Annotated in this window: 24 protein-coding genes; 16 read left to right on the forward strand and 8 right to left on the reverse strand. The window is 59.5% G+C overall.

The window, feature by feature from the left end:
- Positions 1-125 precede the first annotated feature (125 nt).
- A complete protein-coding gene (locus tag AAF659_RS09030) occupies positions 126-1,370 on the forward strand; it encodes an AAA family ATPase (protein WP_349751415.1) in 1,245 nt (414 codons plus the stop codon).
- A 115-nt stretch (positions 1,371-1,485) separates the two neighbouring features.
- The gene (locus AAF659_RS09035) at positions 1,486-3,027 is read left to right on the forward strand and encodes a fatty acyl-CoA reductase (protein WP_349751416.1); all 1,542 of its coding nucleotides are present in this window, start codon (positions 1,486-1,488) and stop codon (positions 3,025-3,027) included.
- Positions 3,028-3,065: 38 nt separating this feature from the next.
- Here the strand turns inward: AAF659_RS09035 and AAF659_RS09040 are convergent, their stop codons facing one another.
- The 3 genes from AAF659_RS09040 to AAF659_RS09050 all read right to left on the reverse strand — a co-directional run bounded on the left by AAF659_RS09040 (position 3,066) and on the right by AAF659_RS09050 (position 5,288).
- The gene (locus AAF659_RS09040; RefSeq protein WP_349751417.1) at positions 3,066-3,515 is read right to left on the reverse strand and encodes a YaiI/YqxD family protein; all 450 of its coding nucleotides are present in this window, start codon (positions 3,513-3,515) and stop codon (positions 3,066-3,068) included.
- Entirely contained in the window at positions 3,512-4,705 is a 1,194-nt protein-coding gene (locus AAF659_RS09045; protein WP_349751418.1) for a multidrug effflux MFS transporter, read from the reverse strand. Before AAF659_RS09045 ends, AAF659_RS09040 begins: the two co-directional genes overlap by 4 nt.
- A gap of 85 nt (positions 4,706-4,790) precedes the next feature.
- Positions 4,791-5,288, reverse strand: coding sequence for a TspO/MBR family protein (locus AAF659_RS09050; RefSeq protein WP_349751419.1), 498 nt, complete (start codon positions 5,286-5,288; stop codon positions 4,791-4,793).
- A 105-nt stretch (positions 5,289-5,393) separates the two neighbouring features.
- Between AAF659_RS09050 and AAF659_RS09055 the strand changes: the two genes are divergently transcribed.
- On the forward strand, positions 5,394-5,792 hold the full coding sequence (locus AAF659_RS09055) for an acyl-CoA thioesterase (protein ID WP_349751420.1): 399 nt from the start codon (positions 5,394-5,396) through the stop codon (positions 5,790-5,792).
- A gap of 45 nt (positions 5,793-5,837) precedes the next feature.
- On the opposite strand, the gene AAF659_RS09060 is transcribed toward AAF659_RS09055, so the two are convergent.
- Positions 5,838-6,422: a YceB family lipoprotein gene (locus tag AAF659_RS09060; protein ID WP_349751421.1), complete on the reverse strand. Its 585-nt coding sequence runs from the start codon at positions 6,420-6,422 to the stop codon at positions 5,838-5,840.
- A gap of 20 nt (positions 6,423-6,442) precedes the next feature.
- Positions 6,443-7,672 carry a pyridoxal phosphate-dependent aminotransferase gene (locus AAF659_RS09065; protein ID WP_349751422.1) on the reverse strand — a complete coding sequence of 410 codons (1,230 nt, stop codon included), beginning with the start codon at positions 7,670-7,672 and terminating at the stop codon, positions 6,443-6,445.
- A gap of 191 nt (positions 7,673-7,863) precedes the next feature.
- Between AAF659_RS09065 and AAF659_RS09070 the strand changes: the two genes are divergently transcribed.
- From AAF659_RS09070 to AAF659_RS09080, 3 genes are all read left to right on the forward strand, one after another.
- Entirely contained in the window at positions 7,864-8,850 is a 987-nt protein-coding gene (locus tag AAF659_RS09070; RefSeq protein ID WP_349751423.1) for a D-2-hydroxyacid dehydrogenase, read from the forward strand.
- Positions 8,851-8,946: 96 nt separating this feature from the next.
- Positions 8,947-9,711: an EAL domain-containing protein gene (locus tag AAF659_RS09075; protein ID WP_349751424.1), complete on the forward strand. Its 765-nt coding sequence runs from the start codon at positions 8,947-8,949 to the stop codon at positions 9,709-9,711.
- Positions 9,712-9,758: 47 nt separating this feature from the next.
- Positions 9,759-10,061 carry a hypothetical protein gene (locus tag AAF659_RS09080; protein ID WP_349751425.1) on the forward strand — a complete coding sequence of 101 codons (303 nt, stop codon included), beginning with the start codon at positions 9,759-9,761 and terminating at the stop codon, positions 10,059-10,061.
- On the opposite strand, the gene AAF659_RS09085 is transcribed toward AAF659_RS09080, so the two are convergent.
- The gene (locus tag AAF659_RS09085) at positions 10,029-10,979 is read right to left on the reverse strand and encodes a LysR family transcriptional regulator (RefSeq protein WP_349751426.1); all 951 of its coding nucleotides are present in this window, start codon (positions 10,977-10,979) and stop codon (positions 10,029-10,031) included. The genes AAF659_RS09080 and AAF659_RS09085 overlap by 33 nt on opposite strands.
- Before the next feature lie 124 nt (positions 10,980-11,103).
- Between AAF659_RS09085 and AAF659_RS09090 the strand changes: the two genes are divergently transcribed.
- The 9 genes from AAF659_RS09090 to AAF659_RS09130 all read left to right on the forward strand — a co-directional run bounded on the left by AAF659_RS09090 (position 11,104) and on the right by AAF659_RS09130 (position 19,535).
- Positions 11,104-12,309, forward strand: coding sequence for an acyl-CoA dehydrogenase family protein (locus AAF659_RS09090; RefSeq protein WP_349751427.1), 1,206 nt, complete (start codon positions 11,104-11,106; stop codon positions 12,307-12,309).
- Between the two features lie 16 nt (positions 12,310-12,325).
- Positions 12,326-13,138 (forward strand): SDR family oxidoreductase, encoded by an 813-nt coding sequence (locus tag AAF659_RS09095; RefSeq protein WP_349751428.1) that lies wholly within the window; start codon positions 12,326-12,328, stop codon positions 13,136-13,138.
- 11 nt (positions 13,139-13,149) lie between these two features.
- Complete coding sequence (locus tag AAF659_RS09100) at positions 13,150-14,214, forward strand: phosphotransferase family protein (protein ID WP_349751429.1); 1,065 nt, start codon at positions 13,150-13,152, stop codon at positions 14,212-14,214.
- A gap of 10 nt (positions 14,215-14,224) precedes the next feature.
- Complete coding sequence (locus tag AAF659_RS09105) at positions 14,225-14,917, forward strand: histidine phosphatase family protein (RefSeq protein WP_349751430.1); 693 nt, start codon at positions 14,225-14,227, stop codon at positions 14,915-14,917.
- A 100-nt stretch (positions 14,918-15,017) separates the two neighbouring features.
- Positions 15,018-15,782, forward strand: coding sequence for an SDR family oxidoreductase (locus AAF659_RS09110; RefSeq protein WP_349751431.1), 765 nt, complete (start codon positions 15,018-15,020; stop codon positions 15,780-15,782).
- 148 nt (positions 15,783-15,930) lie between these two features.
- On the forward strand, positions 15,931-17,397 hold the full coding sequence (locus AAF659_RS09115) for an NfeD family protein (RefSeq protein ID WP_349751432.1): 1,467 nt from the start codon (positions 15,931-15,933) through the stop codon (positions 17,395-17,397).
- Entirely contained in the window at positions 17,394-18,257 is an 864-nt protein-coding gene (locus AAF659_RS09120; protein WP_349751434.1) for a slipin family protein, read from the forward strand. The genes AAF659_RS09115 and AAF659_RS09120 overlap by 4 nt, the downstream gene beginning before the upstream one ends.
- Positions 18,254-18,871, forward strand: coding sequence for a DUF938 domain-containing protein (locus tag AAF659_RS09125; protein WP_349751435.1), 618 nt, complete (start codon positions 18,254-18,256; stop codon positions 18,869-18,871). Before AAF659_RS09120 ends, AAF659_RS09125 begins: the two co-directional genes overlap by 4 nt.
- A 70-nt stretch (positions 18,872-18,941) precedes the next feature.
- Positions 18,942-19,535, forward strand: a complete 594-nt coding sequence (locus tag AAF659_RS09130; protein ID WP_349751436.1) for a class I SAM-dependent methyltransferase — start codon at positions 18,942-18,944, stop codon at positions 19,533-19,535.
- Here the strand turns inward: AAF659_RS09130 and fdxA are convergent.
- Together fdxA and mutS are read right to left on the reverse strand one after the other, a co-directional pair.
- A complete protein-coding gene (fdxA, locus tag AAF659_RS09135; protein WP_349751437.1) occupies positions 19,532-19,864 on the reverse strand; it encodes a ferredoxin FdxA in 333 nt (110 codons plus the stop codon). The genes AAF659_RS09130 and fdxA overlap by 4 nt on opposite strands.
- Positions 19,865-19,932: 68 nt before the next feature.
- Entirely contained in the window at positions 19,933-22,521 is a 2,589-nt protein-coding gene (mutS, locus tag AAF659_RS09140; protein WP_349751438.1) for a DNA mismatch repair protein MutS, read from the reverse strand.
- A gap of 78 nt (positions 22,522-22,599) precedes the next feature.
- On the opposite strand from mutS, the gene AAF659_RS09145 reads away from it, so the two are divergent.
- Entirely contained in the window at positions 22,600-23,106 is a 507-nt protein-coding gene (locus AAF659_RS09145) for a CinA family protein (RefSeq protein ID WP_349751439.1), read from the forward strand.
- Positions 23,107-23,123 lie beyond the last annotated feature (17 nt).

Genomic DNA, 23,123 nt, shown 5'->3' on the forward strand with positions numbered 1-23,123 from the left:
TTTACTCTAACAAACCGCCTAAAGATGATGGTTATTCCCCCGCTTTGTAGTCTGGCGGGACTGTCCCGTACTGGTCAGCCAGCGTACAATAATGTAATGCGGTTAGCAGTATCTGCGGTGTCGGAATGAATCATAACAACAGCTCCAGCGCAGTTGACCGCCCGGAATCCGGTTCTCAGGTGCCGCTTACGTTGGCGGTAACCGGCGGTAAGGGAGGTGTCGGTAAGACTCAGGTCGCTCTCAATCTGGCTCTGGTTCTGGCGCGCCAGGGTTATCGAACGCTGCTTCTTGACGGGGATGTTGAGCTCGCTAACGTCAATGTGATGCTGGGCGTTTACCCGGGAATGACGCTCGAACACGCGGTGCTGGGCGAACGGACCCTGGATGAGGTTCTGTTGCCAGTCTCCGACAACCTGGACCTGCTCCCCGGGGCTTCGGGGGTTCCGGGGTGTCTGGATCTCGACAGTGCCCGACGCGAGAATTTCCTGGAGCAGCTCAGAGTCCTTGAAAAAGGCTACGACCGGGTCATCATCGACACCGCTGCCGGCCTCAGCACGCCCGCTCTGCACATGGTGGCGGCTTCCCATCTGGCGACGCTTGTGATTACGCCGGACCCTACCTCGCTGACTGATGCGTTTTCTTTGGTCAAGGTACTTCACCGTAAGGGCTACCGCCGCACGCCCAGCGTCATCGTCAATATGGCACGCGGGGCAACCGAGGCGCAGACCGTCTACCGCCGGTTCTCAACAGCGGTTTCCCGGTATATTGGCGTGCAGCTGCACTATCTGGGGGCGATCTGGCGGGATGAGACCATTTCGCAGTCCATCAGCACCCAGCATCCTGTTGCCATGCTGGACCAGCATGATCCCTCCTGCCGTCAGTTCTGGACCCTGGCCGACATGCTGGCCGTGCGCTGCTCGCAAGGGGTTGCGCCGGCGAATGGATTCGCGCGGTATTGGGCGCGGCTGGTCCGCCGCCGCCATCATCAGCGCAGCGAAGACCGTGAACCGCAAAGGGCAGCGCCCAGCAGCAGTCAGGAGTGGACAACCGCTCTGGCAACGCACCTGCACAGTACTCAGGACGACCCGCTCGCCCAGTACCGGCTGATCACCGGCGTACTTGAAGTGCTTGGAGAGTCCCTGGACGAGGATACCTTAGAGGCGCTCCAGACAGGTCTGGCTGCTATGAACTGGGAAGAGGCGCCCACGACTGTAAGGCGTGCTGCTGCTGAGCATTTCCGGCAGTTGGCGCGCGTTGTAACGCCCCCGGAGGGGATCCGGCCCGAGGAGGGCAGGGCTTTGGGTGCTGGCGTGTCAGCCCCCGGGGCGCCGGTTACGGAAAGCGCTGCACCAGGGCAGGGGTCGGGTTGAGTACGTGCATTCCAATGGCGGGAAGAGGGTCACGTTTCAGGGAATGATCAGATCATGATCAATGTTACACTCAATAACGCTCAGCAACCCGGCCCCGATCCTCAAGGAGGTGACCATGGAATCCGAGCAGTGGCATGCAGCGGCCAGTGACTCAAGTGTACTGCAGCAACTCCAGGGCAAAAGGGTACTGCTTACGGGGGTAACCGGGTTCGTTGGCAAAGTCGTTTTGGAGAAACTGATCCGCACGGTTCCCGAGATCGCAGGCGTCGCCCTGCTGATCCGGGGCAACGGACGCCATAGTACGGCCGCCGAACGTTTCTCCAATGAGGTAGCGACGGCGTCGGTGTTTGATCGGCTTCGAGTGGATGATCCGGAATATCTGGACGAGTTCCTCGATAACAGGGTTCATTGCGTGACCGGTGAGATCACCGAACCCTTTTTCGGTATGACTGAGGTACGGTTCCGTGAACTGGCCGCGGAGACGGACGCGGTGATCAACGTGGCGGCAAGTGTTGATTTTCGAGAGCCGCTGGACAGGGCACTCGCGATCAACGCGTTGAGTCTGCGCAATATCACCGAACTGGTGCAGGAGGGAGGAGGCATCCCACTGGTCCAGGTATCCACCTGCTACGTCAACGGCTTCAACGGCGGTCATCGTCATGAGGAACTGGTTACACCCGCTGGCCGGGGCATTGTCAGGGATCCGGATGGGACCTGTCGTGTTGAGGACCTGCTCGTTACCCTGCAGGATCGGATTGCGGATCTGCGCAGTCTCTACAGCGGTAGAAAGCTGGAAGAGGAACTGGTCAACCTGGGGATACGGGAGGCCAACCGCCTTGGTTGGAATGATACCTACACCCTGACCAAGTGGATTGGTGAACAGCTCCTGGCGCGCAATCTGCGTGGTGGCTCGGTTACCATTCTGCGCCCCTCCATTGTTGAGAGCACGCTGGAAGAGCCGGTGCCTGGATGGGTCGAGGGCGTTAAGGTGGCGGATGCGGTCATCATGGCGTACGCCCGTGGCAATGTCATGTTCTTTCCCGGGCGCCGTCGGGGGGTGATCGACGTCATTCCCGCGGATCTGGTGGCCAACAGCATTATTCTCTCGCTAACGGAACAGCTGCAGTCTCCCGGCCGTCAACGCATCTACCAGTGCTGCAGTGGCTCGTCCAATCCGCTACGCCTTGATGAATTCATTGACCACGTCATGACCGAGGCGCGGGAAAATCATCAGGCGTATGATCACCTGTTCTACGCGAAGCCCGAGCTGCCGTTCATGGCCGTGAACCGGCGGTTGTTCAACACGGTCAGCCGTGGTGTGGGCATTCCAGTGAACGTGGTCCGCCGGGGGTTGCAGTGGCTGGGCCGGGATGCGGAGCTGAAAACCGTGGAGCACTTCCAGACCACCATGAAGTTGGCCACGACCTTCGGCTTCTATTCCTGCCCGGACTATACCTTCCACAATGATCGGCTTCTGGAAATGGCTCAGAGGATGGGGGATGAGGATCGCCGTCTCTTCCCAGTGGATGCCCGTCGCATCGACTGGCGCCAATACATCCGGCGTGTGCATTTGGCCGGGCTGAACGAGTACGCGCTGAAAGAGCGTAAGCTCTACCGCATGAAAAAGCGTCGGAATCGCCAGCGCGTTGCATCATGACGCAGCATTGGTAGCGGTAGCTGGTCAGTCACTGAGGCTCAGGTCTGGCGTTGCTGAAGCCAGCGGTCCAACTGGTTGCCGAAAGCCTGCTTCTCACGCTGGCCGAGTGGCGGTGGGCCGCCGCTCTGGATGCCGCTGGCACGCATGGTGTCCATGAAGTCACGCATGTTGAGGCGGCTGCGGATACTGTCGCTGGTATAGCGTTCGCCTCTCGGGTTCAGGGCCTGCGCGCCTTTCTCCATGGCCTCCGCCGCCAGTGGGATGTCGGCGGTGATCACGAGGTCACCGGTTTCCACCTGGCGGACAATCTCGTTGTCCGCCTCGTCATACCCGGAGCGCACCTGCATGTGTTCGATGGTGGGCAACGGCGGGGCCGCAACCGGGCGATTGGCAACCAGAACCAAACGGATGCCAGTGCGTTGCGCGGCTTTATAAAGGATGTCCCGGATCGGGCCAGGGCAGGCATCGGCATCCACCCAGATCGTCATACCGCTATCTCCTTTGCTTTTCTGACTGCTGCTGGTGCGCCCTTAGCCAACAGAACACAGCCGCTGGAACAGGCTGCCATAATCAGTACGATCGGCACCAGCGAGCTACCGCCCATAGCTGCTGACCCTGCGCTGATCACTCCTGCGACGGTGAATTGGGAGGCGCCAAGCAGTGCCGAGGCGGTGCCCCCGAGCTTGGGAAAGAATTCCAGAGCATTGGCCATATTATTGGGCACCAGGGCGCCCATGCAGCCGGTGGCAACAACAATGCAGGCAGCCACAGCCCAGTAGGCGGCGTCCGCGAAGGCGCAGACCACCAGCGCTGTCACGGCTGCGGCCTGTATAAAGACGTAGATTCGCAAGAGGATAACCGACTCGAAATGCAGCAGGAGCCGGCGGTTGAGTAGACTGAACAGCGCCATGGCTCCAATGTTGGCGGCGAAGAGCATCGAGAACAGCGCGCTTGAGAGCCCGAACCACTCCTGGTAGATGAAGGATGCGTTGGTGATGAAGACCAACATGGTGCTGAAAGCGAGGGCCTGAAGAGCGATGAAGCGCATGGTCGCGGGATGTTTCAGTACCAGAAGATAGTTTGTGACCAACGTCCGCACGGGGGTTCTGTCCCGTTGCCTTGGGGTCAGCCGATTGAAGAGTGCAAAGTGCAGCAGTACCGCCAGAAGGGCGGCGTAGCCGGCAAGCATGACGAAAATCGTCGGCCACCCCCTGAGCGTCAGAAGCAGCGTCCCGATGGAAGGCGCCGCCGCAGGGGCAATGAACATGATCAACCCGATGAGCCCGAACAGGCGCGCGGAGTCCGCGCCATCCGCATGGTCCCGAACGAGTGCGGGCACGGAGACCGCGCACAGAGCACCGCCGACGCCCTGGCTGGCGCGCCATACCAGCATGTCGGTCAGCGACCCGGCCTGTGAGACCATCAGGGCGGAGCCGGCGAAGATGGCCAATCCGCTGAACAGGATTTTCTGGCGCCCATAACGATCGGAAAGCGGTCCGCCGATCAGCTGGGCCAGCCCCAGTGTTGCGACATACGCACTCAGCGTCAGGCCCACGTCAGCATTAGCAGTGCCGAGATCGTCAGCAATTCTCGGAAAAGCAGGCAGATAGGCGTCGAGTGCCAGTGGGCCCAGGGCGACTGTCATTCCGAGCAGAAGGGCCAGCTGCAGGTGCGGCATGGAATAACTCTTAAGACCAAAAGCGGCTATTCTAGCACGTTGCCCTTGTACTGCTTAGGCTGCTAATTAGGTAGCGATACGGACGTCACCCAAGCATCGCGGGGTTGAGTTGCCAGACGCTGTAATTGAGAGCGACTGCCAGAGTGACCCATAGCAAATAGGGGACCAACAGCAGCCCCGCAATCCGGTTTGCCCGCCAGAAGCCAATGAGTGTAACCACGATGAGTCCCCACAGGATCAGGATGTTGGCAAAGGACAGGGCTCCTAGATGCCAGACAAAGAAAAACCAGCTCCAGAGCACATTCGGTACCAGCTGGCCGATGAAAACCGCGAGAGCTATTGGCGCTCCCCCGAACCCCGAGGGACGCCAGACGAGCCAGGCTGCAATTGCCATCAGGGTGTAAATAGTGCTCCAGACGGGCCCGAACCAAGTGGCCGGTGGTGCCCAGGCAGGCTGTTCCAGAGACTGGTAGAATGCGCCGGCATTGATCGAGGCAACCGCCCCGAGAATGGCGATGACCAGCAGCAGGAGACACCAGCCAACAAGGCCGAGGCTCTGACGGGTTGAGGAAAGGTTCGACATGTTTCTCCGGGTTGGTTTTCGCAGAAAATTTGGTGCTGTTACGCAGTCCGTTACGTATCAGCTCACCCAGTCTTACAGCCATAGATGCAGTCAGGAGCGTACTGGATGTTCGATTTTCAGATTGAGCCCCGTTTCAGCGACACCGATGGTCTAGGCCACATTGGAAATACCGCCTATCCAACATGGTTTGAACATGCTCGGATGCCGATTTTTGAGATCTTCCACCCATCGCTTGAGTTTGCATCATGGCCGTTGATCGTAGCGCGGGTCGCCATTGACTATAAGGCCCAGTGCTATTGGGGGCGCCCGGTGGATATTCAGACCACAATTGGCCATGTTGGCACGTCCTCTTTCCAGGTGCTCCAGTCAGCGTACCAGAGCGGCGTGGAAGTGGCGCGCAGCGAGGCGGTCCTGATTCACTTCGATTATACGTCCGAAAAGGCGATGCCAATACCGGATCAAATCAGGGAACAGCTTGAGGCGGCTATCACTGAGGAGCAGTGACAAGGCCGCCAGTAACCGGCCCGGCCCGCGGGCCGGATTTATCCATTACCGGATCGAGCGCTGGACATCCTCGCCGGAGCCCGCCGGGACCAGTGTCAGACGACCGGGTTGGACATCGAGCCTGAGGCTCATCATTCCGAACAGCCGTGCGCCGGCCTCCTCTTCATTGAGCCGGTAGACCGGACGCTCGTTGAGGAACTGCGCTGCAATATCCGAAAGCGTGCCGGTGATGGGCGACAGATCAAAGGCGCTGCCGGCCGCTTCCACGTTCGTGGACAGTACTTTCAGGTCACGAATGTAGATGGCCTTTTTTTCCGCCTCATAGACGGGCGTGCCTTCGACACTGAAATCCAGATCGATCGGGATGCGCGGTGCCTGCAGAACGGCGCGCCCACCGAAATCAACCACCGCCACATTACGACCCTCAGGGCCAATGGCAATATCAGCGCTGGTTAATTCCAGCGTAACCGGGAGGCCCCGGTCACTGAGATCCTGGGAGAAGCTCGCAATCCGGTCCCTGAGATGGCTCTCAATGGTGGACTCATCCACGCTGTAGGGCGAGAAGCTGGCGCAGCCGCCGGCGACCACCGGCAACAGCATCAGAAGAGCGGTTCTGGTAATCCGTTTCATCAAAATCCTTCAATTGTTTGTTACAGGTTCTGCTTTTTCATCCAGGGGACGATGCGTTCGAACGCCTCCTGAATTCGATCGCTGGACGCGGAAAACGAGAAGCGTATCGAATTTGTGCATTGCTCGCCAAAGGCATCGCCGGGTACCGCGCACACTCCCGTTTCTTTAAGCATGCGCAGACACAGATCTGAGGCATCCACATGATCCGGTAGATCCGGGAAGATGAAGAACCCACCGCTGGGTTTGTAACCGGTCAGATAGGGCGTCTGGCTGACCAGGTCGGTAATCAGATCACGGCGTTCGCGGTAAATGTCAATCATATCGCGAACGCTCTGCTGATCACCCTCAAGGGCGGCTACGCCCCCGAATTGAGCCGGCGTGCTTGCCACTGACGTGGTGAACATGTGGTAGCGCCGCAGCTTTTTGATGGCGCCCTGACTGGAGATGATCCATCCCACCCGCAGCCCGGCCATGCTGTAGGTCTTGGAGAAGCTGGAGATGCACATCAGGTGGTCGAGATCCGTGCCACAGCTCAGAACGCTGGAGTACTCCTCGTCGTCCAGAATCAAGTGGTCATAGACCTCGTCGCTGAAAACCTGGATGCCGCGGAAAGCGCATTCTTCCACGATCCGCTCGATGGTGGACTTGGGGTAGACCGCCCCAGTTGGATTGTTGGGGGAGTTCAGTACCACCGCAAACGTGCGCATGCTGATGTTTTTGATGATGTCGTCCGGGTCCAGCTGATGGCCGTTTTCCGGGTGTGTGGGGATGAACTTGACTTCGCCCCCGTTCATCCGGATCAGCGGCGCATACAGCAGGAAGGATGGATCCACCACCAGGAACTGCCGCCCAGGAGCCGCTGTAGCCGAAAGGGCTAGGTACATGGCTTCAGTCGCGCCGCTGGTGACGAGGATGTTCTCCGTTGACAGCTTGCGGCCGTAGCGATTGCCGTAATAGTCACGCAGCGCCACCAGAAGCTCCGGCAGGCCGGCGTCCATGGTATAACCGGTCTGTCCCGCCTGGAGTGAATCCACCATGGCATCGGTGACATGCTTGGGAGTAGGCAGATCCGGCTGACCGATGGAAAGATGGATTACATCGTCCATCTCTGCGGCCATGTTGACCATACGCCGGATACCCGGCACCGGAATCGCCTGCATTGAGGGATGCCAGCGGGCCTTGGTCTTACGATAGGTCAGCTTACGCTTGGGGGCGCTCGCGGGTATTGTCTTGCCTGCCGACGTAGCCATTAACCGCTCTCCCATACATCAATCAGTTGAATCAATCGGTCATCAGTTACAATGACTAAGACAGGGGCGGAAAGCAAGCGCGGGTAGGGGTAATCCCGTAACGTGAAGGCCTGTCGTGGCGCACTTCGGGGCATGGCATTCCGGGGGTTCAGCCTCTACCCTGATACTATCTCAATGAGCAGGAGAGCATCATGGCCAGCACCGAGACACGTCCTGTGATCACCGTCCTTACAGCGCCGGATGAAGAACGCCCACCAGGGTTGGATCCGCTTTTCGATCGGGCCGAGGTGCGCTTTGCCTGGGATGCGGCCACCCTGCGCCAGAACCTGCCGGGCACCCGTATCATGATGGTGACTGATTTCCGCACTGAGGCGCTTCGCGAGGCATGGCCCTTTGCGGACAGCCTAGAGTGGATCCACGCCACCAGTGCCGGTGTCGATGCACTGATGTTCCCGGAGCTGGTCAACAGTGGGGTGACGGTGACCAATGCCCAGGGTATTTTTGACCGCAGCATTGCTGAATACGTGCTGTGCACCATTCTGATGTTCGCCAAGGACTTTCCGCGGTCAATCCGCCTGCAGATGGCGCACCAGTGGCAGCACCGGGATACCGAGCGCGCTCGGGGCGCTCGGGTGCTGGTTGTTGGTGCTGGTTCGATTGGGCGTCAGATTGGACGTCTGGTAACGGCTGTGGGAATGGAAGCGCACGGGGTCGCGCGTCGTGCCCGCAGCGAGGACCCGGACTTCGACGAGGTTCATGACAATGCAGCGTTGCCTGAGCAGCTGGGTCGGGCGGACTATGTCGTCATTGCCGCGCCATTGACACCAGCAACTGAAAAGCTGTTCGATGCCGGTGTGTTCCGGGCCATGAAGCCGACGGCTCGCCTGATCAACATTGGTCGCGGGCCTATCGTGGACACCAATGCGCTCGTGGATGCGCTGCGCAGCGGCGAGATCGCGGGTGCCGGTCTGGATGTGTTCGAGCAAGAGCCGTTGCCTTCGGATCATCCTCTGTGGGCCATGGAAAATGTCACCATGACGGCGCATATGGCGGGGGATTTCATTGGCTGGAAGAAGGCCCTGACTGAGCAGTTCGTCGACAATCTTGACAACTGGCTGGTTGGGCGGGACCTATTTAATGGTGTTGATAAAGCGCGGGGCTATGTCCCTAATAGGTAGCTACGTTGTGCGCTTTTTGCGAGCTGGTGTCATACTTTCACGGTGACGGGCCGGGAGTTTGCTGGCCCGAGCCTAAATCCCGGTTTTGGACAGGTTATGGAACAGGAACTTTTTGATCAGTCTTTCTGCGATCATTGCGCGTGTGGGGCAGGTCTGGATTTTGATTTCTCGTTCGCTTTTCAGCCTGTTGTCGACGCGGAAGACGCCACCGTCCTGGCGTATGAAGCATTGGTTCGCGGCCTCAACGGCGAAGGCGCCGGCGAAGTGCTTGCGCGCGTGACGCGTAAGAACATGTACCGATTTGATCAGGCATGTCGGGTCAAAGCGGTGAAGCTCGCATCAGAATTGGGCATGACTTCCAACCTGTGCATCAACTTTATGCCCAATGCGGTGTATCGGGCCGAGACCTGTATCCAGACCACTCTTGCAGCGGCAAACAGGTATGAGTTCGACACCAACCGGTTGGTGTTTGAGTTCACGGAGGTAGAGGATCTAGCCAATACAGATCACCTCATCAGCATTATCGATGCTTACGCTGAAATGGGATTTGCCATTGCACTGGATGACTACGGAGCTGGCTATTCCAGGATGAACCTCCTTACGGATACCACGCCTCAGTATGTAAAGCTGGACATGTCATTGATTCGGAATGTGCATGAGCATCCGCGCAAGCAGGCAGTAATTGAAGGTGTTCTCCTGACCAATTACCGTCTTGGCATTGCAACCATTGCCGAGGGCGTTGAAACTGAGGCCGAGTATCAGCTGTGTCGCCAGATGGGCATCCGTTACTTTCAGGGGTTCCTGCTGGCACGACCGGGTTTCGAGACGCTGCCGGATCCCTACATCCCGAGTGACCATTAGTGTTTTATCGCGTGATTATTTTTGTTATCGGATTGGCGCTGGTTGGCATGACCTTCGCCCTCATGTGGGCGGGCGCCGGATTCTTCATGGAGCGGATGGGCGAGAAAGAGCGCGTGTTCGAGCGCGCCAGGCTCATCGCCGTGTGGACCTTTGCGGGTTTCGGTATCGGTCTTCTCTTTATGGGGCTGGGTGGTCCCGTGCTGGGAACGGTAGCGTTCTATCGCAGTGCCCGGGCGACCTTGCCACACATCAGTGAAGCGCGGGTTCTGCTCTGGGGCTTTTCGGTAGTTCTTCTGAGCACGCTTGTGGCCGGCGGTCTACTCTTCGGGGGGCTGGCACTGGTCGCCTGAGTTTTCGATATGGCCCGCAGGCGCTTTCAGCGCGTGCAGCCGCTCCCGGAACCAGATCAACGCTGGTTCGCGTTCGTACTGGCGATGCCAGTAGAGGTGCACATCCACCTCCGGCATGCCCTCCGGAGGCTGGACCAGTACCACATCCAGGTACTGGCGAATGATGTCCGCATAGGCTTCCGGCATGGTCACCAGCAGGTCGGTCTCCGCTGCTACCCGGCAGGCCGCAAAATAGTGCTGGCAGCGCAGCGCGATCCTCCGGCGATAGCCGCGAGCGCTGAGCGCGAAATCCTCAAGGCCCTGACCCTCGGCGCGCGATGAAACCAGTACGTGGCGCGCCTCCAGATAGCGCTCCAGAGTCATACCTTCAAATGCAATGGCGCAATTCCGGCGTGCTACTACCACCAGTCTGTCCTCATGCAGCCGCTCATGCGCCGTCTGTTCGCTGACCGGCAGCAGTACATCCACTGCAAAATCGAGCTTGCCCGCCGCCAGCTGCTGTTCCATCTCCCGTCGGGGTACGCGCTGGCTTACCAGTTCAATGCCCGGATACCGGGTCATCTCCTGCATCAATGGCGGCAGGAAAGTGGCCTCCAGTACGTCCCTAAGCGCGATGTTGAATACCCGTGGTTGCTGCTCAGGTGTGAAGTCGTGGAAGGCGTTGAGAGCGGAGTGGATCTCGCTCAGGGCAGGGTGTACGGAACTGGCCAGCCGTTGAGCCAGGGGCGTGGGCACCATGCGGTTGCCCTGGCGGCGGAAGAGGGCATCATCGAACTGCTCTCGGAGTCGCGCGAGTGAGTGGCTTACTGCGGGTTGGGTTAGGTGCAGGATCTCGCTGGCGCGGGTCAGGCTGCCTTCGCGGTAGATGGTAATGAAGACGGTCAGGAGATTCAGGTCGAGGCGGTTACCAGGGATCATGATCGGCAGCTCTCCGCATTAGTTTTCCGCATAACGTGTAATGAGGATAATTCAGTAGCTTTATTCGGTACAGGTTTCTACACTCATATCAAATTGAAACCTCGTTCAAAGCGGAGATCCCACGATGGACTTTGAGCTCTCAGAAAAAGGCCAGGATTTTTACAACCGGGTTCGTCAGTTCATGAAGGACGAGATAGAGCCCATCGAGGCGGATTACTTCCGCGAACTGCACAGCCTGGATAATCCCTGGGTCGTGCTACCGGTGATTGATGAGCTCAAGGCCAAGGCGAAGGCCCAGGGGCTGTGGAACATGTTTCTTCCCAACAGCGACCATGGCGCCGGTCTGAGCAACGCCGACTATGCAGTTATTGCAGAGCAGACCGGGCGCAGCTTCATTGCGCCGGAAATCTTCAACTGTAACGCCCCGGATACCGGCAACATGGAGGTTCTGCATTATTACGGCTCTGAGGAACAGCAGGAGCGCTGGCTCAAGCCACTGCTTGAGGGCGAGATCCGCTCCGCTTTCTGCATGACGGAGCCGGATGTGGCCTCCTCGGACGCCACCAACATGGAGGCCACAGCGGTCATTGAAGGTGACGAAGTGGTGCTGAATGGGCGCAAGTGGTGGAGTACTGGTATCGGGCATCCGAACTGTCAGGTACTGATTTTCATGGGGCTGACCGATCCGGAGGCCAACCGGCATCAGCGTCATTCCATGGTGGTGGTCCCGAAAGATACACCGGGCGTGAAAGTCGAGCGTATGTTGAAAGTCTTCGGGGATGAGGATCCGCCCGCAGGGCATGGCGAGGTGAGCTTCAATAACGTTCGGCTGCCGAAGAGTGCTGTCATCAAGGCCCCCGGTGCGGGCTTCGAGATTGCCCAGGGCAGGCTCGGTCCGGGGCGTGTACATCACTGCATGCGGGCTATTGGTGCGGCTGAACGGGCGCTGGAATTAATGATCCACAGGGCCAACTCGCGCGAGGCGTTTGGTAAGCCGCTGTCCAAGCTCGGCGGCAACCCGGATATCATTGCCCGGGCGCGCATGAACATTGAGCAGGCGCGGCTGCTCACGCTCAAGACCGCCTGGTTGCTGGACACCAAGGGCATTGGCGGTGCGTTGAGTGAGGTATCGCAGATCAAGGCGGTGGTTCCGGAAATGCTGTGTACCATTGTGGATCAGGCTATCCAGATGCACGGTGGCGGTGGTGTGAGCGACGATCACCAACTGGCGGCCATGTACGGCGCTGCGCGCTCGCTGCGCCTGGCGGATGGGCCCGACGAGGTCCACCGCGCCATGGTTGCTCGGCTGGAACTGGCCAAATACCGATAACAGGGGAATGAAAAGCATGAGCCAAAGGGTATTCATCACCGGCGGGGCCAGTGGCCTCGGCCGGGCACTGGCACTGAATTACGCCCGCCAGGGCGCACGCGTTTGCATCGGCGATATTACGCCGGAGCAGGGTGTGGAGACCGAAAGCGCTATTAACGAGGCTGGTGGTGAGGGGGTGTTTGTCGAATGTGACGTACGCCGCCTGAATGATTTCGAGAAAGCCAAGGATACACTGGTGGCGCGCTGGGGCGGCGTGGATGTGATTGTTAACAATGCTGGCGTTGCCTCTGCAGGCTCCGTTGAGGACACCACTATTGCGGACTGGGACTGGATTCTGGATATCAACGTCATGGGCGTGGTTCGCGGCAGCAAGGTGTTCACGCCCCTGCTCAAGGAGCAGGGCAGCGGCACGATTGTGAACATTGCCTCGATGGCTGGGTTGATGCTGGCGCCACTGATGTGCAGTTACAACGTGTCCAAGGCGGGCGTGATCGCGCTTTCCGAGACCATGAACCACGAGTTCATCGGCACCGGCGTCAATGTCTGTGTGGTTTGCCCAGCTTTTTTCCAGACCAACCTGACCAGCTCCATGCGCTCAGCTATTCCCGGCATTCAGAAGAATGTGGACAAGCTGATGCAGCGCTCCAGCATCACTGCGGACGATGTTGCGAATGACATCGCTCGGGCGGTGCGCAAGGGCCAGTTCTGGGTGCTGCCGCATAAGACCGAACGCCGCCTGTGGTACATCAAGCGCGCCAGCCCGAAAGCCTTTGACTTTCTGCTCGGGATGGAAAGTAAGCGCTGGATGAAAAAGATGCAGAAGAACTGAGCGAGGCGACCATGACCCTGATTGATCAGCCAACGGACACACGCGAGGGCGAAGCGCTGGATCCGGTCGCGGTGGACCGATTCATGAAGCAGCAGCTTCCAGAGCTTGAGGGAGAGCCGGTAATCCGCCAGTACCCGGGGGGTGCCTCGAACCTGACCTACCAGATCGACTACGGCGAGCGCTCCTTCGTGCTGCGGCGCCCGCCCTTTGGTCACAAGGCGAAGTCTGCACATGACATGCTGCGCGAGGCGCGCATCATGCGTGCCCTTAAACCTGTCTATCCCTATGTCCCGGACATTATCGCCATCTGTGACGATCACGATGTGCTTGGGGACGAGTTCTATGTGATGGAGCGCCTCAAGGGCATCATCCTGCGCCAGGATTTCCCGGAAGGATTTGAGCTCAGCGAGGGCGATACACGCAAGCTGTGCCGCAATGTTGTGGATAAGCTGGTAGACCTGCATAGGGTGGACTACCAAGCGGCCGGGCTCGACGAGATAGGCAAGGGCTCAGGCTATGTGAAGCGTCAGATTGATGGCTGGAGCGACCGTTTCCGCAAGGCGCGGACTGAGGATGTGAGTGATTTTGAGCCCGTTATGGCGTGGCTTCAGGAGAAGATGCCGGAAGACGTGGCGACCTGCGTCATCCATAACGATTTCCGGTTCGACAATGTGGTGCTGAACCCGGACAACCCGTTCGAGGTGATCGGTATCCTGGACTGGGAGATGGCTACGCTCGGCGATCCGCTCATGGATCTGGGCAACAGCCTGGCCTACTGGGTGCAGGCGGATGATGATCAGTTTTTCCAGATGCTGCGCCGCCAGCCCACTCATCGTCCCGGTATGATGACCCGTGACGAGGTCGTGGCTTACTACATGGAACGTTCTGGGTACCAGGTAGACAATTTTGATTACTATGAGGTTTACGGGCTTTTCCGCCTGGCCGGCATCGTGCAGCAGATCTACTACCGTTATTACCACGGTCAGACCACGGACAAGCGCTTCGCTGGTTTTGGGCAGGCGGCGAACTATCTGGAACAGCGCTGCAGGCGTCTGATCGACCAGAGTAGCCTATAGGAGCGGATGGATGGCGACATTGCATCTGATCCGCCATGGTCAGGCGAGTTTCGGGGCTTCGGATTACGACCAGCTCTCAGAGCGGGGCTGGGAGCAGGGGCGTGTGCTTGGCCGTTGGGTCAGTCGGCACACCCAACCGGAGCGACTCTTTGGGGGGGAACTGCGTCGCCATAGAGAAACAATTGATGCCCTGGCTGAGGGTTTTGGTGGCGGGTTTCCTGAATCCCGGGTGCATCCGGGTCTGAATGAGTTTGATCATCGGGCCGTTCTGGCGGCTTATCGGCCCGGCTGGGGAGATCCTGAAACCATGGCGCGGGAGCTTGCGAAACAGCCGGATCCGCGGAAAGCGTTTCAGGATGCGTTCAGTGAGGCGATTCGGCGCTGGATCGGCGGCGAGCATGAGTTGGATTACCCGGAGTCCTGGCGATCGTTCAAGAAGAGGGTTCTGGTGGGTTTTGAGGAGGTGATCCGCGATGCGGGCGATGCCCGGCATGTGTTTGTGGTGACCTCGGGCGGACCGATCAGTGTTATGGCTCAGTCACTTCTGGAGCTGGATGACACGCGGGCGTTCCAGCTGAATGAGGTGCTGGCGAATGCGAGTGTGTCGCGGGTGCTGTTCAGTGGGGAGCGGCGTTCTCTGGCTGTTTTTAACAGTTTCGGGCATCTGGAGGGGGAAGATCCGAAGCTGGTGACTTATCGTTGAGGTTTGTCTCGAGACTGAAGGGCAGCCCCCGATTCGCCGCCTCTTAGCGCCGCGTAGGCGAGAATCAATAATCTGGCAAAGCAAAGAAAAGGATTGGAATATGAGTGACCTGTTTGATTTGACGGGCCGCGTTGCGCTGGTAACCGGCGCGAGCCGCGGGATTGGTGAAGAGATTGCCAAGCTGTTGGCAAAGCACGGGGCGCAGGTGATTGTATCCAGCCGCAAGATTGATGGTTGTGAGGCAGTGGCGCAGGCGATCCGTGACGAGGGTGGCAAAGCTGAGGCCATTGCGTGCCATATCGGGGAGATGGAGCAGATTGAGGCTATCTTCGCGGATATTGAGAGCCGTTACGGGCGGCTGGATATCCTGGTGAACAATGCCGCGGCTAATCCGTATTTCGGGCCGATCGAGGATACGGATGAGGCAGCGTTCAACAAGACGGTGGATGTGAACATCCGGGGTTACTTCTTCATGACCAGCGCTGGCGTAAACCTGATGAAGAACAACGGTGGTGGTTCGATCGTGAACGTGGCATCGGTGAACGGGGTAGTCCCGGGGCATTATCAGGGGATCTATTCCATCTCTAAGGCTGCGGTGATTCAGATGACCAAGTCTTTCGCCACGGAGCTGGGTACCAAGGGTGTGCGTGTGAATGCGTTGCTGCCGGGGTTGACCGATACGAAGTTCGCCAGCGCCCTTACCAGCAATGATTCCATCAAGCAGCAGGCATTGGGGCACATTCCCCAGAAGCGTATTGCGGAGCCTAGTGAAATGGCCGGGGCGGCGCTGTACTTGGTGTCGGATGCGGCTACTTACACCACCGGCACGTGCCTGAATGTGGATGGCGGCTACCTCACCGTATAGCGCTATCTCCACAACCATGGAAGCACGCCCTGGGCGCGATTGATCACAGGATCCAGTCGGCTGAGGGCGTGTTTCTGCTCGCCTCTTGTCAAACCAATTTAAATCCACCATCTTTCACTGAAGAATCTTTCTTCAGGGAAGCCTCTCAATGCCACGACTGTCCCGCGCAGTTTCACTGCTCCTGCTGTTTACCGGGGTTCTGCTTTTGAGCGTCCAGGCTCAGGATAGAGGGACGAGCCGCAATGGCGCTGCGGATGTCCGGGTTATGACGATTCAGGAGGCCATTGGACCGGCGGTGGCGGACTGGTTCCTGCGCACGTTGGCGGATGCGGAGCAGCAGGGGGCGGATCTGTTGCTGGTGGAGATGGATACCCCCGGCGGCCTTGATAAGTCCATGCGGGACATGATCCAGGGGATTCTGTCCTCGGAGGTGCCGGTGGCGACTTATGTCACGCCGCGCGGGGCCCGTGCGGCAAGTGCCGGAACCTACCTCCTTTATGCTTCTCATGTGGCGGCCATGGCGCCGGCTACGAATCTGGGGTCGGCGACGCCAGTGCAGATTGGTGGCGGTGATGACAGCGGCGGCGGTTCGCCCCTCAGCCTCCAGACGGGCGATGAGGCTGGTAACGCGGGAACTGGAGAGAAAGATACCGTTGAGGGTGATCCGGAAGACGCCAGCGGAGCCTCGTCTGAGCAGGGGGGCGGTGCCGGTAACGCCAGCGCCATGGAGAAGAAAGTGATCAATGATGCCGTGGCCTATATCCGTGGTCTGGCGGAGCTTCGCGGCCGCAATGCGGACTGGGCGGAGCAGGCGGTACGCGAGGCGGTGAACCTGCCATCCAGTAAGGCGCTGGCAAAGAACGTGATCGATATACGGGCGGATAACGTCACCGACTTGTTGAGTCAGGCGGACGGCATGGAAGTGGACGTGAACGGTGTGATGCAGGCGCTGGCACTGGCGGAGCACCGTATCAGCCGTGTCGAAAAGGATTGGCGAACTCAGTTCCTGAGCGTGATCACGGATCCCAGTATCGCCTACATCCTGATGCTGGTTGGTATCTATGGTCTGATCCTGGAGTTCTATAACCCTGGCATGGGCGTGCCCGGCGTGGTGGGCGCCATCTGCCTGTTGGTAGGTCTCTACGCACTGCAGATGCTGCCGATCAGCTATGTTGGGCTGGCGCTGATCCTGCTCGGAATCGGGCTGATGGTGGTTGAGGCGGTCTCACCGAGTTTCGGTGTCCTGGGGCTGGGTGGGGCCGTGGCCTTTGTGATGGGATCGATCATGCTCATGGACACGGATGTGCCGGGCTACCAGATCGCTATGCCGGTCATAGCAGCGCTGTCGGTGTCAACAGTGTTGATCATGGTGCTTGTGCTGCGTATGGCATTGCAGTCAGTGCGCAAGGCAGTGGTTAGTGGTTCCGAGGGCATGGAAGGCAGCACCGCGGTGGCGATACGGGATTTTGATGACCATGGGAAGGGCTGGGTGCGTGTGCTGGGCGAGATCTGGCAGGCGCACTCGGCGGATCCGGTGCATGAGGGAGACGTTGTGATGATTCAGAACGTTGAAGGGCTCAAATTGAAAGTTAGGTCGGGAGGCCCAGTCGAATGATTGAATATTTCACCCTAGCTATTGTACTGATTGTCATCAGCCTGCTGGTGAGCATGTTCCGGATCCTGCGTGAGTATGAGCGGGGCGTGATCTTCCTTCTGGGCCGGTTCCAGAAAGTGAAGGGGCCGGGCCTGATCATCGTGATCCCGTTCATCCAGCAGATGGTACGGACTGATCTGCGAACCATTGTGCTGGATGTGCCCTCTCAGGACGTGATCTCGCGGGATAACGTCTCAGTGAAGGTGAATGCGGTGTTGTATTTCCGGGTGATGGATCCGCAGAACGCGGTCATCAACGTGGAAAACTTCTACGCTGCCACCAGCCAGTTGGCCCAGACCACACTGCGGTCGGTACTGGGCAAGCATGATCTGGACAATATGTTGGCATCCCGGGATGAGCTCAACGAGGATATCCAGGAAATCCTGGATGCCCAGACCGATGCCTGGGGCATCAAGGTCTCGAACGTCGAAATCAAGCATGTGGACCTGGATGATTCCATGATCCGGGTGATTGCGCGTCAGGCTGAGGCGGAGCGCACGCGGCGGGCTAAGATCATCCATGCCGAAGGTGAGCAGCAAGCCTCGAAGCGGCTGCTGGAGGCCGCGCGGACACTTTCGAAGCGTTCCGAGGCACTGCAGCTGCGGTATCTGCAGACTCTCACCGATATCTCCAACGACAAGACCAATACCATTGTTTTCCCGGTAGATTTGTTGCGGGATCTGCAGAAGACTGTCGCTGGTGCCGAGACGCCGGAACCTGAGGATGAGGATGAGGGTGAAGAAACGGCAGCCGCGCATTCATCCTCGGAGTTCCCGGATACCAGCAGTGTTCTCGGTGGCGACGAGGAAGCCAAGGCATGACCGCGGCACCGGAAAAACCCTTTTCGACAGCTTGTGAACGCAACCAGGAGCCGATCCGGGAGGTGCTCGCCGAGATTCTGACCCAGCCGGCCCGGGTTCTGGAGCTGGGCAGCGGCACGGGTCAGCATGCGGTTTACATGGCCCGTCATCTGCCGCATCTGGAATGGCAGCCCACGGATATCGCGGAGAATCTCGATGGCATCCGACTATGGCGGCGTGAGGCCAAGCTGCCCAATCTGAGAGCACCGATGGAGGTGGATGCGTTGGATACAGGCGTTCGCCTGGGACAAACCTACGATGCCGTCTTTACCGCCAATACAATGCACTTCGTGTCCTGGCGGATTGTGCACGGGCTTCTGGCAATCGCCGCGGCACACCTGCGCCGCGGCGGTGACATGTTGATCTACGGTCCCTTTAATGAGGGTGGGGACTACACCAGCGAGGGGAACGCGGAGCTGGACGTCTGGCTCCAGGAGCGGGATCCGGCCAGCGGCATCAAGGACCGGGCGGTTTTTGGCGCGTTGGCGGCGGAGTATGGTTTTGAAACCGTTGAACACTTCCGGATGCCTGCAAACAATCAGCTCCTGAGGCTGGTGTACGGCGACGCTGGCTAGCAACAGCCCTATGTTATCTCACCATCCTCCTCCTTGCCCCGTGTGCGAGCGCGATACTACTCGTGGTTTCATGACGGTCGGTGAGCGCGATTACTGGCGCTGCCAGCGTTGTGAGGCAACCTTCCTGGAGCCTTCCCAGAGGCCTGGTCTTCAGACGGAAAAAGCGGAATACGATCAACACGACAATGATGTGGCGGACGCTGGTTATCGGCGTTTTCTCGCACGTCTTTCAGACGTGCTGCTCCCGCGTTTGAGGCCCGCGGATCATGTGCTTGATTTTGGCTGTGGCCCTGGACCAGCGCTGGTGACAATGCTGCGCGAGGCTGGGTACGTGGCGCAAGGCTATGACCCCTTCTATGCACCTGACGAGACCTTGTTGCGGCGCCAGTACGATGCCATAACCTGCACAGAGGTTATTGAGCACCTGCACGATCCTGCAGGCACCTTCCGGCGTCTGGATGAGCTTCTGGCACACGGAGGATGGCTCGGCATTATGACGTGTTTCCAGACGGATGACGATCGCTTCGCCAACTGGCACTATCGGCGCGATCCAACGCATGTGGTGTTCTATCGGGAAGCCACACTGCACCGGGTGGCGGCGCAATTCGGCTGGCACTGTGAGGTGCCACGCAAGGACGTGGCCCTCATGCAGAAAGCGACTTAGGCGCCGTTGCGCTCCAGGTACTGCTTCTTGCCGTTGACGCCATCCCATTCCTCGCCGTCCGCTGGCGGTTCTTTCTTCTCGGTAATATTAGGCCATTTGGCCGCAAGCTCGGCGTTGATTTCCAGGAACTCTTCCTGGTCGGCCGGCAACTCGTCCTCGGAGTAGATGGCTTCAGCCGGACATTCCGGCTCACAGAGGGCGCAGTCAATGCACTCGTCGGGATCGATGGCGAGGAAGTTCGGCCCCTCGTAGAAACAGTCCACAGGGCAAACTTCCACACAGTCCGTGTATTTGCACTTGATGCAGTTTTCAGTAACGACAAACGTCATGGTTACGTCCTGGCGATGGTTCAGGTCGCTATTCTAGGGCTAGGCGGCGGGCCCTGCAATGACCAGGTTCAATCGCCGCCGAGGCGTTCGCGCAGCCGTTCCCGCAGCTCGTAAAGGGTGTTCAGGGCGTTGCGAGGCGTCATGGCGTCCGGGTCCAGGGCCAGAATCTCCCGTTCCTCCGGCGACGGTTCCAGGCTGGCGAACATGTCCGCCTGCATCGCCGGGGCCGGTTCGGCACGTGTCGCGCCAGCGCTGCCCTCGAGTTCGCTGAGCTTGCGCCGGGCATTGTCGATGACGTCTACCGGTACACCGGCAAGCCGAGCCACCTGGAGGCCGTAGCTGCGGCTGGCGGCGCCCTCATGCACGCTGTGAAGAAAGACGATGCTGTCCTCGTGCTCTGTGGCGGTCAGATGCACATTGCGCGCACTGCCAGCCTGTTCCGGCAGGCTGGTGAGCTCAAAATAGTGGGTGGCGAACAGGGTATAGCTGGCGACATCCCGTGCCAGGCGTTCCGCGGCAGCCCAGGCCAGAGACAGGCCATCGAAGGTGCTGGTGCCGCGCCCTACCTCGTCCATCAAAACCAGGCTCTCAGGTGTGGCGTTGTGGAGGATGTTGGCGGTTTCAGTCATTTCCACCATGAATGTGGAGCGGCCGCTGGCGATGTCATCGGAGGCGCCCATACGCGTGAAAATGCGGTCTACTGGCCCGAGGGTGGCGTCCGCGGCGGGTACATGACTGCCGCAATAGGCGAGCAGAGCGATCAGTGCGGTCTGGCGCATATAGGTGGATTTACCGCCCATGTTGGGGCCTGTGATCACCAGCATGCGGTTGCGGTCGTCCAGATGCAGGTCGTTGGGAACGAAGGGCGCATCCTGGAGGTATTCCACCACCGGATGGCGCCCCTGGCTGATAGCGATGCCGGGGTCACCGCTGAACGCCGGCGCATTGAAACGCAGACTCTGGGCACGTTCAGCGAAGTTTGCCAGCACATCCAGCTCGCATAGGGCCTGTGCAGTTTCCTGCAGAGGGGAGAGATCCTCCGCCAGGTGTTTAACCAGCTCGTCATAGAGGTGTTTCTCCCGCGCCAGGGCGCGGCTTTTGGCGCTCAGGGCCCGGTCCTCGAACTCCTTGAGTTCGGGGGTAATGAAACGTTCCGCGTTTTTCAGCGTCTGGCGGCGGATGTATTCCGTCGGCGCGTTATGGGACTGGGCACGGCTGATCTCGATGTAGTAGCCGTGAACCCGGTTGTAGCCTACTTTGAGGGTGCTGATGCCGGTGCGCTCGCGCTCGCGCTCTTCCACCTGCATCAGGTAATCACCAGCGTTTTCGCTGAGGCTGGTGAGTTCGTCCAGCTCTTCGTCATAGCCGCCGCGTAGAACGCCGCCATCGCGCACGACTACCGGTGGATTATCCACAATGGCGCGTTCCAGTGTCTCTGCCTGCTGCGGGTAGGTGCCGATGCGTTCAGCAACGCCCCGCAGATGGGGCAGTTCCAGCGCCGCCATGGACTGCTGCAGCTCAGGCAGGGCATTGAGGGCGTCGCGCAGTCGGGCCAGGTCCCGTGGGCGGGCGGAGCCCAGACCGACACGTGAGAGAATGCGTTCGATGTCACCGATCCCGCGCAGGCAGTCGTGGATGGTTTCGTGGTGATGGCCCTCGAGCAGAGCGCTGACGCTGTCCCTCCGAGCACTGACGATGCCTGTATCGCGCAGCGGGCGGTTGAGCCAGCGTCGCAGCAAGCGTCCCCCCATAGCGGTGGCAGTGCGGTCCATCACCGAGGCCAGTGTGTTCTGCTGACCGCCGGCAAGGTTGGTGTCAATCTCCAGGTTACGGCGGCTCGCCGCATCCATGGTCACGCTGTCTTCGCGGCGCTCGCGGCTGATGCGTCGGATGTGCGGGAGGTTGTTACGCTGGGTGTCGCGGGCGTACTGTAGTAGGCAACCGGCTGCCTGGATGGCCAGAGTCAGGTCATCGCACCCGAAACCACGCAGGTCACGGACCTGAAGCTGGCGTGTCAGCAACCGGTGTGCGGATTCCATTTCGAAAAGCCAGGGCCCCTGGCGGCGTAGGCCGTTAAAGCCCCCCAGCAGTTCCGGGCTGGGGAAGTCCTCACTGATCAGGATCTCCGCGGGCTGGAGCCGTTCCAGCTCGGCGCTTAGCGCCTCTTGTGAATCCAGCTCCTCGACGACGAATTGCCCCGAGGAGATCTCCAGAGTCGCGATGCCGAAGGCGCCTCGGTGGGCGTGGATCGCCATCAGAAGGTTATCCCGGCGTTCCTCCAGCAGGGCCTCATCACTCAGGGTGCCCGGAGTAACGATGCGGACCACTTCGCGGTCCACCGGCCCCTTGCTGGTTTCCGGGTCACCGGTCTGCTCACAGATGGCAATGGCGTGCCCGCCCCGAACCAGGCGCGCGATGTAGTTTTCCGCGGAATGGTAGGGCACGCCAGCCATGGGGACCGGCTGACCCGCGGACTGGCCACGGGCGGTCAGGGTGATGTCCAGCATCTCGGCCGCGCGGCGGGCATCTTCGTAGAACAGCTCGTAGAAATCGCCCATGCGGTAGAACAGCAGCTCATTGGGATGCTGGGCTTTGAGCTGAAGATACTGGCGCATCATGGGGGTATGACTGCTGAGGTCGGGTTCCGCTGCGGACATGATCTGTTTTTGTGCCTGCTGATCTGGTGGAATGCATGATTCTAGTCCCATGAACCCGCAAACGAAACGGAGAGTCTTATGGGAGAGCCATCCGACGCCACTCTGGCGCGCGCAGCCGCCTCACTGGGTGAGTGCCTGCGTGGCCAGGGGCGTGTTATTGCAACTGCAGAATCCTGCACCGGCGGCTGGGTCGCCAAGTGTCTGACTGATACATCCGGCAGTTCGGATTATTTTGAAACCGGGCTGGTCACCTACAGCAATGAGGCCAAAGAGCAACTTCTCGAGGTTCCGGCAGGCATTCTGGCCGGGCACGGTGCCGTTTCTTCGGCAGTGGCCTCGGCCATGGTCACGGGAACTCTGGAGAAAACAGGGGCGGATGTGGCCGTGGCTGTCAGCGGTATTGCCGGTCCCGGAGGTGGTAGCGCGGAGAAACCGGTTGGCAGTGTCTGGTTCGGCTGGGGAGTGGCAGGCAGCACGCCCGTTACTGCCTGCAAACAATTTGATGGGGACCGTGACCAGGTGCGGCGTGAGGCCGTGGACTTTGCCCTTCAGCGTCTCAAACGCTGGCTTGAGGGTGACCGTTGAATCACTGACCAGGTGCG

It is taken from the genome of Salicola sp. Rm-C-2C1-2 (genome assembly GCF_040196175.1).
Lineage (GTDB): Bacteria > Pseudomonadota > Gammaproteobacteria > Pseudomonadales > Oleiphilaceae > Halospina.

Excerpts from the sequence above, each read along its gene's own strand:
- AAF659_RS09030 (WP_349751415.1), top strand. The coding sequence starts at position 126 with ATGAATCATAACAACAGCTCCAGCGCAGTTGACCGCCCGGAATCCGGT.
- AAF659_RS09035 (WP_349751416.1), top strand. The coding sequence starts at position 1,486 with ATGGAATCCGAGCAGTGGCATGCAGCGGCCAGTGACTCAAGTGTACTG.
- AAF659_RS09040 (WP_349751417.1), bottom strand. The coding sequence starts at position 3,515 with ATGACGATCTGGGTGGATGCCGATGCCTGCCCTGGCCCGATCCGGGAC.
- AAF659_RS09045 (WP_349751418.1), bottom strand. The coding sequence starts at position 4,705 with ATGCCGCACCTGCAGCTGGCCCTTCTGCTCGGAATGACAGTCGCCCTG.
- AAF659_RS09050 (WP_349751419.1), bottom strand. The coding sequence starts at position 5,288 with ATGTCGAACCTTTCCTCAACCCGTCAGAGCCTCGGCCTTGTTGGCTGG.
- AAF659_RS09055 (WP_349751420.1), top strand. The coding sequence starts at position 5,394 with ATGTTCGATTTTCAGATTGAGCCCCGTTTCAGCGACACCGATGGTCTA.
- AAF659_RS09060 (WP_349751421.1), bottom strand. The coding sequence starts at position 6,422 with ATGAAACGGATTACCAGAACCGCTCTTCTGATGCTGTTGCCGGTGGTC.
- AAF659_RS09065 (WP_349751422.1), bottom strand. The coding sequence starts at position 7,672 with ATGGCTACGTCGGCAGGCAAGACAATACCCGCGAGCGCCCCCAAGCGT.
- AAF659_RS09070 (WP_349751423.1), top strand. The coding sequence starts at position 7,864 with ATGGCCAGCACCGAGACACGTCCTGTGATCACCGTCCTTACAGCGCCG.
- AAF659_RS09075 (WP_349751424.1), top strand. The coding sequence starts at position 8,947 with ATGGAACAGGAACTTTTTGATCAGTCTTTCTGCGATCATTGCGCGTGT.
- AAF659_RS09080 (WP_349751425.1), top strand. The coding sequence starts at position 9,759 with ATGACCTTCGCCCTCATGTGGGCGGGCGCCGGATTCTTCATGGAGCGG.
- AAF659_RS09085 (WP_349751426.1), bottom strand. The coding sequence starts at position 10,979 with ATGATCCCTGGTAACCGCCTCGACCTGAATCTCCTGACCGTCTTCATT.
- AAF659_RS09090 (WP_349751427.1), top strand. The coding sequence starts at position 11,104 with ATGGACTTTGAGCTCTCAGAAAAAGGCCAGGATTTTTACAACCGGGTT.
- AAF659_RS09095 (WP_349751428.1), top strand. The coding sequence starts at position 12,326 with ATGAGCCAAAGGGTATTCATCACCGGCGGGGCCAGTGGCCTCGGCCGG.
- AAF659_RS09100 (WP_349751429.1), top strand. The coding sequence starts at position 13,150 with ATGACCCTGATTGATCAGCCAACGGACACACGCGAGGGCGAAGCGCTG.
- AAF659_RS09105 (WP_349751430.1), top strand. The coding sequence starts at position 14,225 with ATGGCGACATTGCATCTGATCCGCCATGGTCAGGCGAGTTTCGGGGCT.
- AAF659_RS09110 (WP_349751431.1), top strand. The coding sequence starts at position 15,018 with ATGAGTGACCTGTTTGATTTGACGGGCCGCGTTGCGCTGGTAACCGGC.
- AAF659_RS09115 (WP_349751432.1), top strand. The coding sequence starts at position 15,931 with ATGCCACGACTGTCCCGCGCAGTTTCACTGCTCCTGCTGTTTACCGGG.
- AAF659_RS09120 (WP_349751434.1), top strand. The coding sequence starts at position 17,394 with ATGATTGAATATTTCACCCTAGCTATTGTACTGATTGTCATCAGCCTG.
- AAF659_RS09125 (WP_349751435.1), top strand. The coding sequence starts at position 18,254 with ATGACCGCGGCACCGGAAAAACCCTTTTCGACAGCTTGTGAACGCAAC.
- AAF659_RS09130 (WP_349751436.1), top strand. The coding sequence starts at position 18,942 with ATGACGGTCGGTGAGCGCGATTACTGGCGCTGCCAGCGTTGTGAGGCA.
- fdxA (WP_349751437.1), bottom strand. The coding sequence starts at position 19,864 with ATGACGTTTGTCGTTACTGAAAACTGCATCAAGTGCAAATACACGGAC.
- mutS (WP_349751438.1), bottom strand. The coding sequence starts at position 22,521 with ATGTCCGCAGCGGAACCCGACCTCAGCAGTCATACCCCCATGATGCGC.
- AAF659_RS09145 (WP_349751439.1), top strand. The coding sequence starts at position 22,600 with ATGGGAGAGCCATCCGACGCCACTCTGGCGCGCGCAGCCGCCTCACTG.